Genomic DNA, 15,700 nt, shown 5'->3' on the forward strand with positions numbered 1-15,700 from the left:
AGCCATGCAGATCTCCACGGCCAACTTCTACAATCGCGCGACGAACCAGATGTCGCGGCTGAACGCCGACCTCAACCGCTTGAATACCGAATTGTCGACGCAGAAGCATCTGAAGGTCGCGTCGCAGGATTCGGCATCGTGGATGATGCTGGGCGGCATCAAGAAGGAGGAGGCGGATTCGAACGCCTTCCGCTCCAACATCACCTTGTCGCGCGGTCTGCTGGCACAGGCGGATACCGCGCTCGGCAATGTCGACGAACGGCTGGTGCGCGTGCGCGAGCTGACCGTGCGGGCCGGCACCGATACGCTCAATGCCCAGGACAAGGTGGCGATCGCCAACGAACTCGACCAGATTCGCGAAGGACTGCTGGCGATCGCCAACAGCCGCGACGTGCGCAACCATCCGGTGTTCGGCGGAACCGGCGACGTCGCCTTTACCAAGGACGATACGACCGGCGCGATCACCTATACCGGCAACGCATCGGTCGCGAACGTCCGTATCGGCGAGGCGAGCCAGATGCAGGTCGGCATCGATGGCAGCAGGGTGTTCAGCGGTGCCAATGGCGGCGTCGATATCTTCGCGCTGATCGACGATCTGAAGACGGCGATGGAGATGCCGACCGAAGCGCCGGTGGTCGACCCGACGGTACCGGTCGACCCCGACGCCCCGGCGGTCGATCCCGACGCCGCCCCCTTCGACGTCGATGCCGCGCGCAAGGCCTATACGACCAAGATCAACACCGCGCTCGGCAAGCTCGATACCGCCGAAGCGCAGGTGACGTCGGCGCGTGCCGCCAACGGCGCCCGCGCCGCGCGGCTGGAGATCGAATCGAGCCAGCTCGAGAATATCGGCATCGACCGCGAGGAAGCGCGCAGCGCGCTCGAAGATACCGATATCTCGACGACGATGGTCGAATTTCAGAAGACGCTGACGATTCTGAGCGCGACCCAGGCCAGCATTTCCAAACTGGCAGGCATGTCGCTGTTTAACTATCTGAAGTGACCCTGGCTGCCCGGTTTCTTGGTAAATTGGCGGGCGGTAACGATTTCTCGACGTCTATCGGCGAAAAGGGACGGGTGATGCGACGCGGACAGCGCCGCAACGGTTCGTAACCCAGGGGCAAGCGCCATATGTTTCCCGCCATCGGCTTCGTCGTTCTCATCGCCATGGTGTTCGGTGGGTTCGCCTTTACCGGCGGCGACCTCGGCCCCGTGCTGCACGCGCTGCCGCACGAAATGCTCATCATCGGCGGTGCGGCGGTCGGCGCACTTATCATCGGCAATTCGGGCCGCGAGCTCAAGGGCATGGGCGGCGGCTTCATGAAGGTGCTGAAGGGGCCGAAGTACAAGAAGCAGGATTATCTCGACGCGATCTTCCTCGTGTCCAAGCTGATGAAGATGCTGCGTGCCGAAGGGCCGATCGCGCTCGAACCGCATGTCGAGGATCCGAAATCCTCGTCGGTGTTCGGGGAGTATCCGCGGTTGATGAAAGATCACACGTTGGTAAACTTAATTGCCGATACGTTGCGCCTCGTCGTCGTGTCGTCGGGTACGCTCGACGTGCACGCGGTCGAGGAGGTCATGGATAACGCCATCAAGACCCATCACCATGAGGAACAGGGGCCGCAGGCGACCTTGCAGGGGCTGGCCGACGCGCTGCCCGCGCTCGGCATCGTCGCGGCGGTGCTCGGCGTGGTCAAGACCATGGGCTCGATCGACAAGCCACCGTCGATCCTGGGCGGCATGATCGGTTCGGCGCTGGTCGGCACGTTCCTCGGCATTCTGCTCGCTTATGGTCTGGTCGGGCCGCTCGCCGGGCGGTTGCAGCAGGTGATCGATGCCGACGCTGCCATCTATCACACCGTCAAGCAGATCATCATCGCCTCGCTCCACGGCCATCCCCAGCCGCTGGTGATCGAAGCCGCACGTTCGGGCATTCCGCACCACAACCAGCCCGGCTTCGCCGAAGTCTTCGACGGCCTGCGCGGACGCTGATCCCATGGCGAAGGCACCGCACGGCAATAACCAGCCGCCCCCCGTCATCATCGTCAAGAAGATCATCGCCGAGGGCCATGGCGGCCATCACGGCGGTGCGTGGAAGGTCGCCTATGCCGACTTCGTGACGGCGATGATGGCGTTCTTCCTGCTGATGTGGCTGCTCGGCGCCACGACCGAGAAGCAGCGCAAGGGCTTGGCCGATTATTTCACGCCGTCGCTGGTCGAGGTGAAGGCGGGGTCGGCCGGATCGAACGGGCTGTTCGGCGGCGAATCGATCGTCGACAAGGACAGCTATCCGCACCGCGCGGCGCAGACCGGTACGCGGTCGCTGACCATCCCCGTCGACGCCAATGGCGGCGCACAGGTCGGATCGGGCGAGAAGGGCCGGTTGAAGAACAAGGCGGAGATGGCCGAGGCCGATCGCAAGGCGTTCGAGCGGATCAAGCGCGAGCTGCGGCAGAAGCTGGAATCGAGCCTCGAACTGCGCAAACTGGCCAAGAACGTCCGCATCGTGCCGACGCATGACGGGGTGCGCATCGACCTGGTCGACAATGCCGATTATTCGATGTTCGCGCTGGGCACCACGGCGCTCGCCCCGGAAGCGTCGAAGCTGATGGCGCTGATCGCCGATACGGTGAAGGACCTGCCCAACACGATCATGATCCGGGGGCACACCGACTCGGTCGCCTATGGCCGACGCGAAACGATGAACAACTGGATGCTCTCCTCGGGCCGGGCGGAAGCGACGCGCCGCCGCCTCGCGCTGGCGGGGGTCGGCGAGCGCCGCTTCGAACGGATCGAGGGCGTGGCCGATCGCGAGCCGATGGTGGCCAAGGACCCGTTCGACCCGCGCAACCGCCGCGTCGCCATCACCCTGCTGTATCAGGAGACTGCCGGCTTCGGCGGCCGCCGCATGGCCAGCACCGACAGTGACGCACCCGGGCGCGCCGACGTGCCCCGCCCCGGTGCCGAACGCTCCGGCGAGGAGCGTTCGGAAGCGCACTGATCGGCCGGGTCAGAAGAACAGCTTGCGGAAGGTCAGGCGCACGACCCGCCCCGTCGGATCGAGATAGCCGGGCTGATAGTTGATCGGCACGACGCCATTGGCGTCGGTCACCCGCTGCCGTGCATTGAACAGATTGTCGACGCCCAGGCTGATCCGCGCGCCGCGCAGCCAGCGATTGTCGCGCACCAGCCCCGGCTGTTGCCCGAGTTCGATCCAGGAGCGCAGCCCGACGCGCGCCAGCCCGCCGAAATTCAGCGTCTGGCCGGTGCCGCTGGCGCCGCCATTGACCTCGGTCGCCGATCGCCAGTTGACGGTGACGCGTGCGCCCAGTCCGTCGCGGACATAGCCGCCATTGAAATCGATCTGGTGGCGCGGTGTCCCGCCATTGTCGTCGACCGCGTCGCCATCGAGCAGGTTCAGTTGCGGCAGCCCGTCGCGGATCACGATCGTGTCGGTCAGGTTCACGCTGTGATACACGCCGAACCACAGCCGGCCGCCACCACCCCCGCCGAAGCCGCCGCGGCCGCCGCCCGGTCCGCCGAACCCGCGTCCACCGCCGCCACCGCCACCGCCGCCAGGACCACGGTCGGCGCCGGGACCGCGACCCTCGCCGGGCGGGGGTGGCGGCGTGCCGGCGGCTTCCGCCGCTTCGCGTTCGGCGCGACGCCGTTCCATGAAGGCCTGGCGCGCCGCCTCTGCCGCACGCGACCGCGCGGTGGTGATCCGCTTGGCGAAGTTGATGCCGTAGCGCAGCACGCTGCTGTCGGCGCGGGCGAAATTGACCGGGCGGTTGTCGACGCGGGTCAGCACGCGGGTAGCCGGATCGCGGGTGAAGCGGTCGGGGAAGGCGTTCTGAATCTCGGCGGTGATCGTCGGGAAGGTGCGGATCGGGTTGTCGGTATGGTTGTTGGTGTAATCGAACTGGAACGAGATATCGCGCTCGCTCCACGGCTTGAGATTGACGCCCAGCTTCAGCACGCGGCTGTCGCTCTGCACCAGGTCCGGGTTGCCGCCGCTGATCGAGGTCACGTCGACCGTCTGCCCCAGTACATAGTCGAAGCGGCGGACGAAGGGGGTGGTGATGAGCGGGTTGCCCAATTGCTGCTGCGACGGCGCATTCTGTTCGTGGCTGACCGACGCAAGGATGCGCAGCGGCGTGATCGGCTGCCAGTTGAGGCCATAGCCATAGGAGGTGAGCGTACCGAAGTCCGACAGTTGTTCGACCTCGGCATTGCCGTTCAGCGACAGCCGCCCGAGTGCCGACAGGACTTCGCGTGCGGCATTGGCGATCGGCAGGTCGATATTGGCACGCACCGACCCGCTGTCGCGACCGAGATCGGCGGCGCTGGCCAGTCCCGCGCGGACCGAATCGCTGCTGAAATCGCTGGTCGTCCCGGCGATGCGGATGCTGGTGCTGGCGTCGCCGGCGGGTAGCGAGAAGGGCGACCCGGCGACCAGCGCGTTGATGCCGGCGATGCTCGACACCGACTTCGCGCGATCGGTGGTGCGGATCAGATTGCCGAGATCGCCGAACGGGCTGAACGTGCCCGCGCCGACCGCCGCCTGGATATCGGTCACGTCGACCCCGCGTTCGGTGCGGGTGCTGGTGTCGATCCGGTCGTAATTGCCGTTCACCGTCCAGCGCCACCGGCCGATATCACCGTTCAGCGCAAAGCCGAGATTGGCAGTGGTCGTCTCGCCATTCTGCACCAGCGGGCTCGCTTCGGCATAGCGGCGGACGATCACGTCGCTGGCAAAGGACGAGAAGGGTGTGTTGCCCGGCAATGTCAGCGAGATGGCGGGCAGGCCGAGCAGCGATTCGGTGCGGTTATGCTCGACGCGGCCGGTGACCGTCGCCGCGACATTGCCGAAGATGCTGCGTGCATAGACGCCATTGGCGGAAAAGCGGTCGACCGCGCCCGACAGCGTCCGGTACGGCGTCGTGTCGGTCACGCGCGGCGCATTGGCCCCGGCGGCGAACCCGGCCAGCGTCGGCGTGCCGTCCGGCACCGCCGCGACGGTGACCGGCGTACCGGCCAAGGCGCTCAGCGCCGGATCGATCGCCGCGCCATCGGGGATGCCGGTGACGTTGCCGATCAGGTCGTAGGGCGTGCCGGAGGTGTTCGGAATGATGCCGCGTTCGCTTTCCAGCAAATTGCTGGTCGTTTCCGCCTGCAGATTCAGGTTGAAGCGCTTGTCGCGGTCGATGCGGACCAGCCCGCCCTCGACCTCGACATTGCTCGACCCACCATCGGTCGGCACGCTACCCTGCAATTCGCCGGTATAGCTGCGGAAACGCGGGCGCAGGACGAAGTTGATGACCTTCTGGTCCGAGCGATAGCCATATTTCAGCGCGACTTCCTCGGGCAGGATGTCGACGCGCAGGATCGCCTCGGTCGGCAGGTCGCGGATTTCCTGAAAACCCGCCGAACGCCGGCCGTTGACGAGGAACACCGGCTGCCCGCCGCGCACCGATTGCAGTTGCGGAGCGAGTTCGGCAACCAGTTCCGCGACCGAGCTGACGCCGTAGGAGCGGATATCGGCCGGCGACAATTGCAGTTCGGGCTTGATGTCGCCGGGGACCGATCCGGGGGGCGGGCGGCCGGTTACGACGATCTCTTCGGCTTCGCTTTCGATATCGGTGCCGCCCGCGCCCGCCGGATCGGCCGGTTCACCCGGTTGTGGCGTCGTCGGCGCCTGCGCGGCCGGAGTCTGGGTGGTCCCTGCTACCGGGGCGGTTGGGGCAGTCTGTGCCGCTAGCGCCGCCGGTGCCGTCCCCAATGCCAAAACCGCCAATGTCCACCGCGCCATGCGAAACCCTTTTGAAACCCAAGCCGCATTGTCGCGGTCCAGGGTTGCTACGTCCCGAATGTCGCACAACTATCGCAGGTCTTGAAAATATCCGGGCGGGTTCAGCGCCGCAGCAGATAGTTCAGCCGCGCCGCCGCGATCGGTCGGTCGCGATCGTCCTGCCATGCGGTCGCGGTCACATTGGCGATGCGTGCCCCCAGCCGGGTGACGCTGCCCGCCGCCCAGATCGTCCGCTCGCGGCCGCCGCGCATATAGTCGATGGTGACGTTGATCGGCTTGATCGTCGCCGCGTCGCTGCCCAGTGCATGGCGCAGCGCGATCCATGCCGCCATCTCAAGCATCCCGCCGATGGCGCCGCCATGGACGAAGCCGGGGCGGCCGAGCAGGTCGTCGGCAAATGCCATCGTCACGATCGGATGGCCGTCCGCATCGTGATCGAGCGTCAGCCCGAGCAGTTCGGCATAGGGCGGCAGGGTCATGCCGCGTCCAGCAGCATGAAGGTGCCCGCGACATGCGCCACCGGATCGCCCGGATCGCCGTCATGGGCGATGCCGCGCACGAACGCGACCTGCCGCGCGACGCGGTAGCATTCGCCCCGTCCGATCACCGTCCGCTCGGGCGTTGCCGGGCGGAGATAGTCGAGCCGCAGGTCGAGCGTCGCATGCGGCAAAAACGCACCGCGCTTCAGCCACACGCCGACGCTGGTCGCCATGTCCATCAGCGTCAGGATCGGCCCCGACGCCAGCACGCCGCGCGCCGGATCGCCGATCAGGTCGGGTCGGAACGGCAGCAGCAATTCGCACCAGTCCGCGCCATGCGCCCGATAGCCGATTCCCAGCCGCGACCCATGGCCGCCGACCCGCGCCGAAAAGAAGCGGGCCGGATCGAAGCCGGGCGGGAGCGGAAAGCCAGTCATCGCCGGTTCCTGTAGAACGGATCGCCCGCGGGTTGAAGGCGAAGACTGGCCGGCGGTCAGTGCAGCGCGATCTCGGTGACGACGAAGGGCGCGATCGCCTTGTCGGTCGCGTTCTGCACCAGCAGGCCATCGATCCGCTTCTTGTCGGCACCGATCTTGACAAGCGGCAGTTCGACCTTCTTCCAGCCACTGGCGGGCAAGGTGACCGGATAGGCCTGTGCCTCCAGCGGCTTGCCATCGACCACCGCGACGATCCGCAATTGCTGCGCGCCGCCGTCCATGCCCTGGATCAGCATCGCCACCGACTTGTACGGCGTGGTGTCGAACGGCGCATGATAGAGCGACAGCGCCTGATAGGGGCCGGCCTCGACCCAGATCGGCTTGCGCTGCGATCCCTGTATCTCAGTCGACAGCTCGACCGTCGCGGTACTGCGATTCTCCCAGCCGTTGCTGAGCGCAGTGCCATAGATATCGCCCGAACCGGCATCCTGCGCGACGACCGGAGTCGCCACCACCGCCAGGGCCAACCACCATGGACGCATCTTTCCTCTCCTCTCCCCTGCCGGTATCGTCCGGCTACCCCCATGCTACGCCGCCATGGCCGGTTGAAAAGGGGGAAGTTGGGGAGCGGGACGGATGCGGGTGACGACCACGATCGCGGACGGGGTGGCGCAGGTCCGCCTGACCCGCGCCGACAAGATGAACGCGATCGATCCGGCGATGTTCGACGCGCTGATCGACACGATCGAGACGCTGCGCACGTCCCCGGCGCGCTGCGTCGTGCTGTCGGGCGAGGGACGGGCCTTTTGCGCCGGGCTGGACATGGCGAGCATGGCGGCGGGGGCGGCGGGCCTCGACCTCGCGACGCGGACGCATGGGCTGGCGAACCGGGTGCAGCAGGTGGCATGGGGCTGGCGGACGCTGCCGATGCCGGTGATCGCGGCGGTCCACGGGCTGGCGTTCGGCGGCGGATTGCAGATCATGGCGGGGGCCGATGTGCGGATCGCCGCGCCCGATACCCGGTTCGCGATCCTCGAGGCGAAATGGGGACTGGTCGCCGACATGGCCGGCTTCGCGCTGTGGCGCGACGTGCGGGGCGACGTCTTGCGCGAACTGGCGTTCACCGCGCGCGAGTTCGACGCGGTCGAGGCGCAGGCGGCAAGCTTCGTGACGCGCATCGCCGACCATCCGGTCGACACGGCGATGGCAATCGCCCGCGGCATCGCCGGACGCAGCCCCGACGCGGTCCGCGCGGCCAAGCGCCTCGCCAACCTTGTCGACGATGCCGATGCGGCGACGATCCTCGCCGCCGAAAGCGCCGAACAGATCGCACTGCTCGGCACCGCCAATCAGGTCGAGGCGGTCCGCGCCGGCATGGAGCGGCGCACGCCCGATTTCCGTTAAATATCCTGGACCAGCCGCCCGTACAGCTCCGGCCGGCGGTCGCGGAAGAAGCCGAAGGCGGCGCGGTGGCGCTTTACCCGGTCGAGGTCGAGCGTCGCGGTGATGACGCCCTCTTCCTCGCGGTCGAGTTCGGCCAGCACGTCGCCCCGTTCATCGACGATGAACGAGGTGCCGTAGAAGGTCTGGCCATGTTCGGTGCCGACGCGGTTGGCGGCGACCACCGGCACGACGTTCGACACGGCATGGCCGACCATCGCGCGGCGCCACAGCCGCGCGGTGTCGAGGCTGGTATCGTGCGGTTCGCTGCCGATCGCGGTCGGATAGAACAGCACTTCCGCGCCCATCAGCATCAATGCGCGCGCGGTTTCGGGATACCATTGGTCCCAGCAGACGCCGACGCCCAGCTTGGCCGGGCCGTCCCATACCTTGAACCCGGTATTGCCGGGGCGGAAATAGAATTTCTCCTCATATCCCGGACCGTCGGGAATATGGCTCTTGCGATACACGCCCTGGATGCGGCCATCGGGGTCGATCATCGCGAGGCTGTTGTAGTGATGCGGACCATCGGCTTCGAAGAAGCTGGTCGGGATATGCACCTTCAGCTCGCTGGCCAGCGCCTGCATCGCCAGCACCGCCTTGTGCTCGGCCACCGGCTTGGCATTGGCGAACAGCCCTTCGTCCTCGACGCGGCAGAAATATTCGCCTTCGAATAATTCGGGCGGCAGGATGACCTGCGCCCCCCGTGCCGCCGCCTCGCGCACCAGACGCGAGACATTGGCGATGTTGCGGTCGATATCGGTCGAGAAGCCGAGCTGGAGCGCGGCGACGGTGATCTCGGTCATGAACAGTCCTACAGCGTTACGCCGAAGCGGGCGGCGACGGGGATAGTGGCCAGATACAGCAGGATCGTGACACCGCAACCCGCGAGCAATGCCCACCAGAACGGGATGCCATGCCGCAGCAGCGCGGGCACGATCAGGAACAGGGGCAGCGAGGGCAGCACATACCAGAAGGTCGCCTCCGCATGATCGGCCAGCCGCATCGCGTCGCCGGTGTCGCGCCACAGCCAGATCATGCCGAGCAGCGACACCAAAGGCAGCGAGGCGACCAGCGCCCCCGCCGCCGGATTACGCCGCGCGATCAACGCGACCGCCGCGACGATCAGCCCCGACAGCGCGGCGCGGACGACGAACGCGATCAAGCCGCCGGAATCTGTTGGCTGATGCAGTGGAAGCTGCCGCCGCCGGTCAGGATGTGATCGGCGCGCAGCCCCACGACCTGACGATCGGGGAAGATTTCGGCGAAGGCGGCGATGGCCGCATCGTCGGTTCCGGTGCCGTACAGCGGCACGACCACCGCCGCATTGCCGATATAGAAATTCATATGGCTGCCGGGAATGATCTCTTCTTCAGGCGACAGCACGCGACCGGGGGAGGGAACCAGCACGACCTCGACGCCGAACGCCTTCGCCCGTGCCGCCGCATCCTGATAGATGCGCCAGTTCGGATCGTTCTCTGCCGCCTGCGGGATCGCCAGCCGGTTCGGGCCGACGAAGCGGGCGAGGTTGTCGACATGGCCATCGGTATGGTCGTTGAGCAGCCCGTCGCCCAGCCACAGGACGCGGTCATAGCCCAGATCCTCGCGCAACCGCGTTTCCGCCGCCGTCTTGTAGAAGCCGGTGTTGCGATTGGGGTTCAGCAGGCATTGCTCGGTCGTCACCACCAGCCCGGTGCCGTCGCCATCGATCGCGCCGCCCTCGACGATCCAGTCATGTTCGGCGACCGCCATGTCCCGCCCGCGCGCGAGGCGCAGGCCGATATCGTCGTCGCCGGGCAGGTCGTATTTGCCGCCCCAGCCGTTGAAGCCGAACCGGTGCGCCGTGCCGTCGCCGCCGATGATCGGGCCGGTGTCGCGCAGCCAGATGTCGCCGAACGGCTCCATCGTCACCTCGGCAAAGGGGGCACGCGCGCGCGCGTCGTCGGCCGCCTCGACCGTCGCGGCGACCAGGATCACCGTCTCGCCGCGTCCCTCTGCATGGACGGCCCGGGCAAAGGCGACGACTTCGTCACGGGCGGGGTCGAGGTCCTCCAGCCACAATTCGGCATGGCTGGGATAGCCGATCCATACGGCGGCGTGGGGGGCCCATTCGGGTTGCGGCGCAGTCATGCGCGCGCAGATAATGGATCGCGGCCCACAGGAAAAGACCCGCGATCTTGCTCCCGCCGCGCCGATGAGCGATGGGGCGGCATCTCCTTCACGGCCCGCGCAGGAACCGAGTCCCATGAAATTCTTCGTCGATACCGCCGATACCAACGACATTCGCGAACTGGCCGAAACCGGCCTGCTCGACGGCGTCACCACCAACCCGTCGCTGATCCACAAATCGGGCCGCGACTTCCTCGAGGTCGTACGCGAAATCTGCTCGATCACGCCGGGGCCGGTTTCGGCCGAGGTCGTGGCGCTCGACCATGAAGGCATGATGCGCGAGGCGGAGATCCTGCGCAAACTGGCCGACAATGTCGCGGTGAAGGTGCCGTTGACGATCGATGGGCTGAAGACCTGCAAGGCGCTGACCGACGACGGCACGATGGTCAACGTCACCCTGTGCTTCTCCGCCAATCAGGCGCTGCTGGCGGCAAAGGCCGGCGCGACCTTCGTCTCGCCCTTCGTCGGCCGCCACGACGATATCGGTTTCGACGGCATGGGCCTCATCAGCGATATCCGCCTGATCTACGACAATTACGATTTCGGCACCGAAATCCTCGTCGCCAGCGTCCGCCACCCGGTCCATGTCCTCGAATCCGCCAAGCTCGGCGCGGACGTGATGACCGCGCCCCCCTCGGTCATCCGCGCGCTGGTCAAGCATCCGCTGACCGACAAGGGGATCGAAGGCTTCATGGCCGACTGGGCCAAGTCGGGCCAGACGATCGGCTGATCGACGCGGGGGCTGCAATGGACCAACTGACGCAGCCCCTGCCACTCGCCTTCGCCACCCATCTCTCGCGCGACCGGCGGCGATCGGCGCATACCGTGCGCGCCTATACCGCGACCGCCGAGCGGCTGATCGCCTTTCTGCAGGGCCATTGGGGCGGGGCGGTCGATGCCGCTGCCTTGGGTCGGATCGGCGCGACCGACCTGCGCGCCTTCCTCGCCCGTCGGCGCGAGGACGGCCTCGCCAATACGTCCGCCGCACGCGAATTGTCGGCGGTGCGCGCCTTTCTCGACTTTCTCGACATCGACGCCCCCCGCCTGCGGGGTCCGCGCACCGGAAAGGGCATACCGCGGCCGATATCCCCCGACGAAGCGGTCGCGCTGGCCGAGGACGTCGCCGACGAGGCTGCCGAACCATGGATCGGCGCGCGCGACTGGGCCGTCTTGCTGCTGCTTTACGGCGCGGGGCTGCGCATCGGCGAGGCGCTGTCGCTGACCGGTGCGATCCTGCCGCTGGGCGAAACGATCATGGTCACCGGCAAGCGCGACAAGACGCGGGTCGTGCCGCTGCTGCCCCCGGTCCGCGCCGCGATCGACGCCTATGTCGCGCAGCAACCCTGGGGCACGGGGCGCGATGCCCCGTTGTTTCGCGGGGCGAAGGGTGGGCCATTGTCGGCCGGCGTGATCCGCCGATCGGTCCGCGCGGCGCGGGGACGGCTGGGGCTGAGCGACCGCACCACGCCGCATGCGCTGCGCCACAGCTTTGCTACGCATCTGCTCGGGCGCGGCGCCGATCTGCGCTCGCTACAGGCGTTGCTGGGCCATGCCAGCCTGTCCTCGACGCAGATCTACACCGCGGTCGACGCGGCGCATTTGCTCGATGTGTATCGGAATGCGCACCCGCATGGGTAGGGTGACGTGGTTGCGCTTCCCCCTTCCGAAATTACCCCGGACTTGATCGAGATCTCCGAGAAAGTCGCGTGATTGCTTGAAGCCTTCCGTACCCCGGCGAAGGCCGGGGTCCAGTTGGGCGACGTTAGTGAGATACGGCGAAACCTTCCCAACTGGGCCCCGGCCTTCGCCGGGGTACAAGGAGCGACGTTCGCAGAGTTCCCGATCGAGTCCGGGGTGACGGGAACACCTACTTGTCCCGAAACAAAAACGCCGCGCCGAACCTCGGTCCGGCGCGGCGTCTTGTGGAACGCAAGGAGTCGTCGATCAGCCGGCTTGTTCGGCGAGGATCGTCAGCCCCTTGGGCGTTACCTCGGCGAACCCGCCACGGATCGCGATCCGCTCGGCCTCGCCCTTTTCGTTCCGCTGGACCAGCAGGTCGCCATCGCGGATCGTCGACATGAACGGCGCATGGCCCTCCAGCACGCCGAAGTCGCCTTCGGTGCCCGGTACGGTGACCATGTAGACCGATTCCGACCGCACCAGCTTTTCGGGGGTCACGAGTTCGAAGTGCAGCATGTCAGGGTCTCGTTTCAATCGCGCGGTCGAACGCGGCGGTGGCCGCATCGAACTTGTCCCGGCAGCCGGGATTGCAGAAGCCGACCACCGCGCCGCGATACACCGTCAGGGCGTCGTCGCTGATCGGCTTGGCCGACCAGGGACAGACGTCGTTCACGGCATCCTCGCGGCGCAGCGCCGTCATCAGGCGTCCTGCGCCATCTTCTGCGCCTTGGCGACGACTTCGTCGATGCCGCCGACCATGTAGAAGGCCGATTCCGGCAGGTGGTCATATTCGCCTTCGACGACCGCCTTGAACGACTTCACCGTGTCTTCCAGCGCGACGAACTTGCCGCTGATGCCGGTGAAAACTTCGGCGACGTGGAACGGCTGGCTGAGGAATTTCTGGATCTTGCGGGCGCGGGCGACCGTGACCTTATCCTCTTCCGACAGTTCGTCCATGCCGAGGATGGCGATGATGTCCTGCAGCGACTTGTAGCGCTGGAGCAGCGACTGCACGGCGCGCGCCGTGTCGTAATGCTCCTGACCGACGGTACGCGGTTCCAGAACGCGGCTGGTCGAATCGAGCGGATCGACCGCCGGATAAATGCCGAGTTCCGAGATCGCGCGGTTGAGCACGGTCGTCGCGTCGAGGTGGGCGAACGACGTCGCCGGCGCCGGATCGGTCAAGTCGTCGGCGGGGACGTAGATCGCCTGCACCGAGGTGATCGAGCCCTTGTTGGTCGAGGTGATGCGTTCCTGCAGCGCGCCCATGTCGGTCGACAGCGTCGGCTGATAGCCCACCGCCGACGGGATGCGACCGAGCAGCGCCGACACTTCCGAACCCGCCTGGGTGAAGCGGAAGATGTTGTCGACGAAGAACAGCACGTCCTGGCCTTCGACGTCGCGGAAATATTCGGCGATGGTCAGGCCCGACAGCGCGACGCGGGCACGCGCGCCCGGCGGCTCGTTCATCTGACCATAGACCAGCGCGACCTTCGATCCCTCGCTGGTCGGATTGCCATCGGCATCCTTGGCGATGACGCCCGCGTCGAGGAATTCGTGGTACAGGTCGTTGCCTTCGCGGGTGCGCTCACCGACGCCCGCGAATACCGACGTGCCGCCATGGCCCTTCGCGATGTTGTTGATCAGTTCCTGGATCAGCACCGTCTTGCCGACGCCCGCGCCGCCGAACAGGCCGATCTTGCCGCCCTTCGCGTACGGGGCGAGCAGGTCGATGACCTTGATGCCGGTGACGAGGATCGCGCTTTCGGTCGACTGGTCGACGAACAGCGGCGCCGATGCGTGAATCGGGGCGGTGGTTTCGGCGCCGACCGGGCCACGCTCGTCGATCGGCTCGCCGACGACGTTCAGAATGCGGCCGAGCGTCTTGGGACCGACCGGCACGCGGATCTGCGATCCGGTGTCGCGCACCGCCTGACCCCGGGTCAGACCTTCGGTCGCGTCCATCGCGATGGTGCGGACGGTGTTCTCGCCCAGATGCTGTGCGACTTCGAGGACGAGGCGGTTGCCGTTATTGTCGGTTTCGAGCGCCGACAGGATGGCCGGCAGTTCGCCGTCGAATGCGACGTCGACGACGGCGCCGATGACCTGCGCGATCCGGCCGGTATTGTTGGTGCTGCCCTGGGGCGCGTAGGTGTCTGCGGCGGTTGCCATCACTGCTTCCTCGGTTCGGTCCCCGTCGCGGGGCGGGTAAAGGTCACGATCAGGCGGCGTCCGCCGTCGATCGGAGTACGGGTAATCTGATAATCGGCACCGGCGACCTTAGCCGATGTCGGGCTCTCGGTCATGATGCCGCGCTTCACTTCCTCGCGGCCGGGCAGGCCGAGGCTGGCGAGCGGGCGGTCGACCCAGCGGGCGAACTGTTCCTTCGCAAACGGGCTGGAATCGAGGTTCACGATGTCGAGCGAGAAGGCGAACTTGTCGATCCGCTGCGCATCGCCGGTCACCGTCAGATTGGCGGTATTGACCGGCTTGATCGACGGATCGGCCATCGGCGTCGGCTGTGCCGTCGCCTTCATCCCGCCCTCGGCCGCGGCGTATGGCGACAGGCGGAAGCCCATGCCGTTCAGCAGCTCGATCGTCTTCGGCGCATCGCCGAACACCGTTGCCCAGCCGCCGGTGACGAAGGGCGTCGGCGTCGCGCGCGGACGCTCCGCCGCCTTGTCGGCAGCTGGCTGACCACAGCCGGCCAGCATGGCGACGAGCGCCAGCAGGACGGCACCGCGGATCACAGCGCTTCGGCGCCCGAGATGATTTCGACCAGCTCGGTCGTGATCGCGGCCTGACGGGTGCGGTTATATTCGATCGTCAGACGGTTGATGAGGTCGCCGGCATTGCGCGTGGCATTGTCCATCGCCGTCATCTTCGAACCCTGTTCCGATGCCGCGTTTTCGCGGATCGCGCGGTAGATCTGCACCGCGATATTGGTCGGCAACAGGCTGTCGAGGATCGCTTCCTCGCTCGGCTCATATTCGACGACCGCGTCGGCGGAAGGTTGCGAAGTTGCCACGGACGGGGTCGGAATCTTGACCGGAATCAGTTGCTGTTCCGTGGGTTCCTGCGTCAGCACCGTCTTGAAGGTTGCATAGAACAGGTGCGCGACGTCGAATTCGCCCGCTTCGAAGCGGCGGATCAGGTCGTCGGCATAGCCCTTCGCATCGGCGAAGGTCAGCTTGCCCAGATCGCCGGGTTCTACCGCATGGACGAATCCGTCGCGGAACTGACGCGCTAGCACCGCGCGGCCCTTGCGACCGATCGTCAGGAACTTGACGGTCTTGCCCTGCTCCTGAAGCTCGAGCGCACGGCGGCGGGCCAGACGGGCGATGTTCGAATTGAACGCGCCGGCCAGCCCCTTGTCCGAGGTCGCGACGACGAACAGATGCACCTGATCGCTGCCGGTACCGGCGAGGAGCGGCGAGCTACCTTCGGTGACCTGCACCTTGCTGGCGAGGCTGGCGACGACCTGTTCGACGCGGCTCGCATAGGGACGACCGGCCTCGGCCGCCTCCTGCGCACGGCGCAGCTTGGCGGCGGCGACCATCTTCATCGCCTTGGTGATCTTCTGCGTCGACTTCACCGAGCCGATGCGCAGTTTCAGGGCCTTGAGACTAGCCATTTGTCTTCCCTACTCCCTCCCGGCTTGCACGGAGAGGGTGGGGAAG

18 protein-coding genes are annotated in these 15,700 nt (G+C 66.7%); 6 read left to right on the plus strand and 12 right to left on the minus strand.

Annotated features, from left to right (window positions below; all coding sequences use genetic code 11):
* The first annotated feature begins 4 nt into the window (after window positions 1–4).
* The 3 genes from flgL to ACZ1JS_RS16785 all read left to right on the plus strand — a co-directional run bounded on the left by flgL (window position 5) and on the right by ACZ1JS_RS16785 (window position 3,004).
* Window positions 5–1,003 carry a flagellar hook-associated protein FlgL gene (flgL, locus tag ACZ1JS_RS16775; RefSeq protein ID WP_465167034.1) on the plus strand — a complete coding sequence of 333 codons (999 nt, stop codon included), beginning with the start codon at window positions 5–7 and terminating at the stop codon, window positions 1,001–1,003.
* A 128-nt stretch (window positions 1,004–1,131) separates the two neighbouring features.
* The gene (motA, locus tag ACZ1JS_RS16780) at window positions 1,132–1,995 is read left to right on the plus strand and encodes a flagellar motor stator protein MotA (RefSeq protein WP_345879607.1); all 864 of its coding nucleotides are present in this window, start codon (window positions 1,132–1,134) and stop codon (window positions 1,993–1,995) included.
* A gap of 4 nt (window positions 1,996–1,999) precedes the next feature.
* A complete protein-coding gene (locus tag ACZ1JS_RS16785; RefSeq protein WP_345879608.1) occupies window positions 2,000–3,004 on the plus strand; it encodes a flagellar motor protein MotB in 1,005 nt (334 codons plus the stop codon).
* A 9-nt stretch (window positions 3,005–3,013) separates the two neighbouring features.
* On the opposite strand, the gene ACZ1JS_RS16790 is transcribed toward ACZ1JS_RS16785, so the two are convergent.
* From ACZ1JS_RS16790 to ACZ1JS_RS16805, 4 genes are all read right to left on the minus strand, one after another.
* Window positions 3,014–5,815, minus strand: coding sequence for a TonB-dependent receptor (locus tag ACZ1JS_RS16790; protein WP_465167035.1), 2,802 nt, complete (start codon window positions 5,813–5,815; stop codon window positions 3,014–3,016).
* Window positions 5,816–5,916: 101 nt separating this feature from the next.
* Entirely contained in the window at window positions 5,917–6,294 is a 378-nt protein-coding gene (locus ACZ1JS_RS16795) for a PaaI family thioesterase (RefSeq protein ID WP_465167036.1), read from the minus strand.
* Window positions 6,291–6,731: a PaaI family thioesterase gene (locus ACZ1JS_RS16800; RefSeq protein WP_465167037.1), complete on the minus strand. Its 441-nt coding sequence runs from the start codon at window positions 6,729–6,731 to the stop codon at window positions 6,291–6,293. Before ACZ1JS_RS16800 ends, ACZ1JS_RS16795 begins: the two co-directional genes overlap by 4 nt.
* Before the next feature lie 56 nt (window positions 6,732–6,787).
* Window positions 6,788–7,273, minus strand: a complete 486-nt coding sequence (locus ACZ1JS_RS16805; RefSeq protein WP_465167038.1) for a hypothetical protein — start codon at window positions 7,271–7,273, stop codon at window positions 6,788–6,790.
* Window positions 7,274–7,367: 94 nt separating this feature from the next.
* Here ACZ1JS_RS16805 and ACZ1JS_RS16810 point away from each other — a divergent pair, with 94 nt between their 5' ends.
* Window positions 7,368–8,135 carry a crotonase/enoyl-CoA hydratase family protein gene (locus ACZ1JS_RS16810; protein ID WP_465167039.1) on the plus strand — a complete coding sequence of 256 codons (768 nt, stop codon included), beginning with the start codon at window positions 7,368–7,370 and terminating at the stop codon, window positions 8,133–8,135.
* Here ACZ1JS_RS16810 and aguB read toward each other — a convergent pair.
* From aguB to ACZ1JS_RS16825, 3 genes are read right to left on the minus strand one after another with little or no spacing between them, the layout of a single operon-like run.
* A complete protein-coding gene (gene aguB, locus ACZ1JS_RS16815; protein WP_465167040.1) occupies window positions 8,132–8,977 on the minus strand; it encodes an N-carbamoylputrescine amidase in 846 nt (281 codons plus the stop codon). The two genes, ACZ1JS_RS16810 and aguB, sit on opposite strands and share 4 nt — an antisense overlap.
* An 8-nt stretch (window positions 8,978–8,985) precedes the next feature.
* Window positions 8,986–9,336, minus strand: coding sequence for a DUF3147 family protein (locus ACZ1JS_RS16820; protein ID WP_465167041.1), 351 nt, complete (start codon window positions 9,334–9,336; stop codon window positions 8,986–8,988).
* The gene (locus ACZ1JS_RS16825) at window positions 9,333–10,301 is read right to left on the minus strand and encodes an agmatine deiminase family protein (protein WP_465167042.1); all 969 of its coding nucleotides are present in this window, start codon (window positions 10,299–10,301) and stop codon (window positions 9,333–9,335) included. Before ACZ1JS_RS16825 ends, ACZ1JS_RS16820 begins: the two co-directional genes overlap by 4 nt.
* A gap of 115 nt (window positions 10,302–10,416) precedes the next feature.
* Here ACZ1JS_RS16825 and fsa point away from each other — a divergent pair, with 115 nt between their 5' ends.
* Together fsa and ACZ1JS_RS16835 are read left to right on the plus strand one after the other, a co-directional pair.
* Window positions 10,417–11,070, plus strand: a complete 654-nt coding sequence (gene fsa / locus ACZ1JS_RS16830; RefSeq protein WP_465167043.1) for a fructose-6-phosphate aldolase — start codon at window positions 10,417–10,419, stop codon at window positions 11,068–11,070.
* Between the two features lie 17 nt (window positions 11,071–11,087).
* Window positions 11,088–11,978, plus strand: a complete 891-nt coding sequence (locus ACZ1JS_RS16835) for a tyrosine recombinase XerC (protein WP_465167044.1) — start codon at window positions 11,088–11,090, stop codon at window positions 11,976–11,978.
* A gap of 306 nt (window positions 11,979–12,284) precedes the next feature.
* On the opposite strand, the gene ACZ1JS_RS16840 is transcribed toward ACZ1JS_RS16835, so the two are convergent.
* From ACZ1JS_RS16840 to ACZ1JS_RS16860, 5 genes are read right to left on the minus strand one after another with little or no spacing between them, the layout of a single operon-like run.
* Window positions 12,285–12,536, minus strand: coding sequence for an ATP synthase F1 subunit epsilon (locus tag ACZ1JS_RS16840; RefSeq protein WP_465167045.1), 252 nt, complete (start codon window positions 12,534–12,536; stop codon window positions 12,285–12,287).
* Between the two features lies 1 nt (window position 12,537).
* The gene (locus ACZ1JS_RS16845; protein ID WP_055758524.1) at window positions 12,538–12,720 is read right to left on the minus strand and encodes an eL24 family ribosomal protein; all 183 of its coding nucleotides are present in this window, start codon (window positions 12,718–12,720) and stop codon (window positions 12,538–12,540) included.
* Entirely contained in the window at window positions 12,720–14,192 is a 1,473-nt protein-coding gene (gene atpD, locus ACZ1JS_RS16850; RefSeq protein WP_056453217.1) for a F0F1 ATP synthase subunit beta, read from the minus strand. Before atpD ends, ACZ1JS_RS16845 begins: the two co-directional genes overlap by 1 nt.
* On the minus strand, window positions 14,192–14,770 hold the full coding sequence (locus tag ACZ1JS_RS16855; protein ID WP_465167046.1) for a hypothetical protein: 579 nt from the start codon (window positions 14,768–14,770) through the stop codon (window positions 14,192–14,194). Before ACZ1JS_RS16855 ends, atpD begins: the two co-directional genes overlap by 1 nt.
* On the minus strand, window positions 14,767–15,654 hold the full coding sequence (locus tag ACZ1JS_RS16860; RefSeq protein ID WP_345879632.1) for a F0F1 ATP synthase subunit gamma: 888 nt from the start codon (window positions 15,652–15,654) through the stop codon (window positions 14,767–14,769). The genes ACZ1JS_RS16855 and ACZ1JS_RS16860 overlap by 4 nt, the downstream gene beginning before the upstream one ends.
* Window positions 15,655–15,700 lie beyond the last annotated feature (46 nt).

The sequence above is a fragment of the Sphingomonas sp. BL-S-05 genome (genome assembly GCF_055521695.1).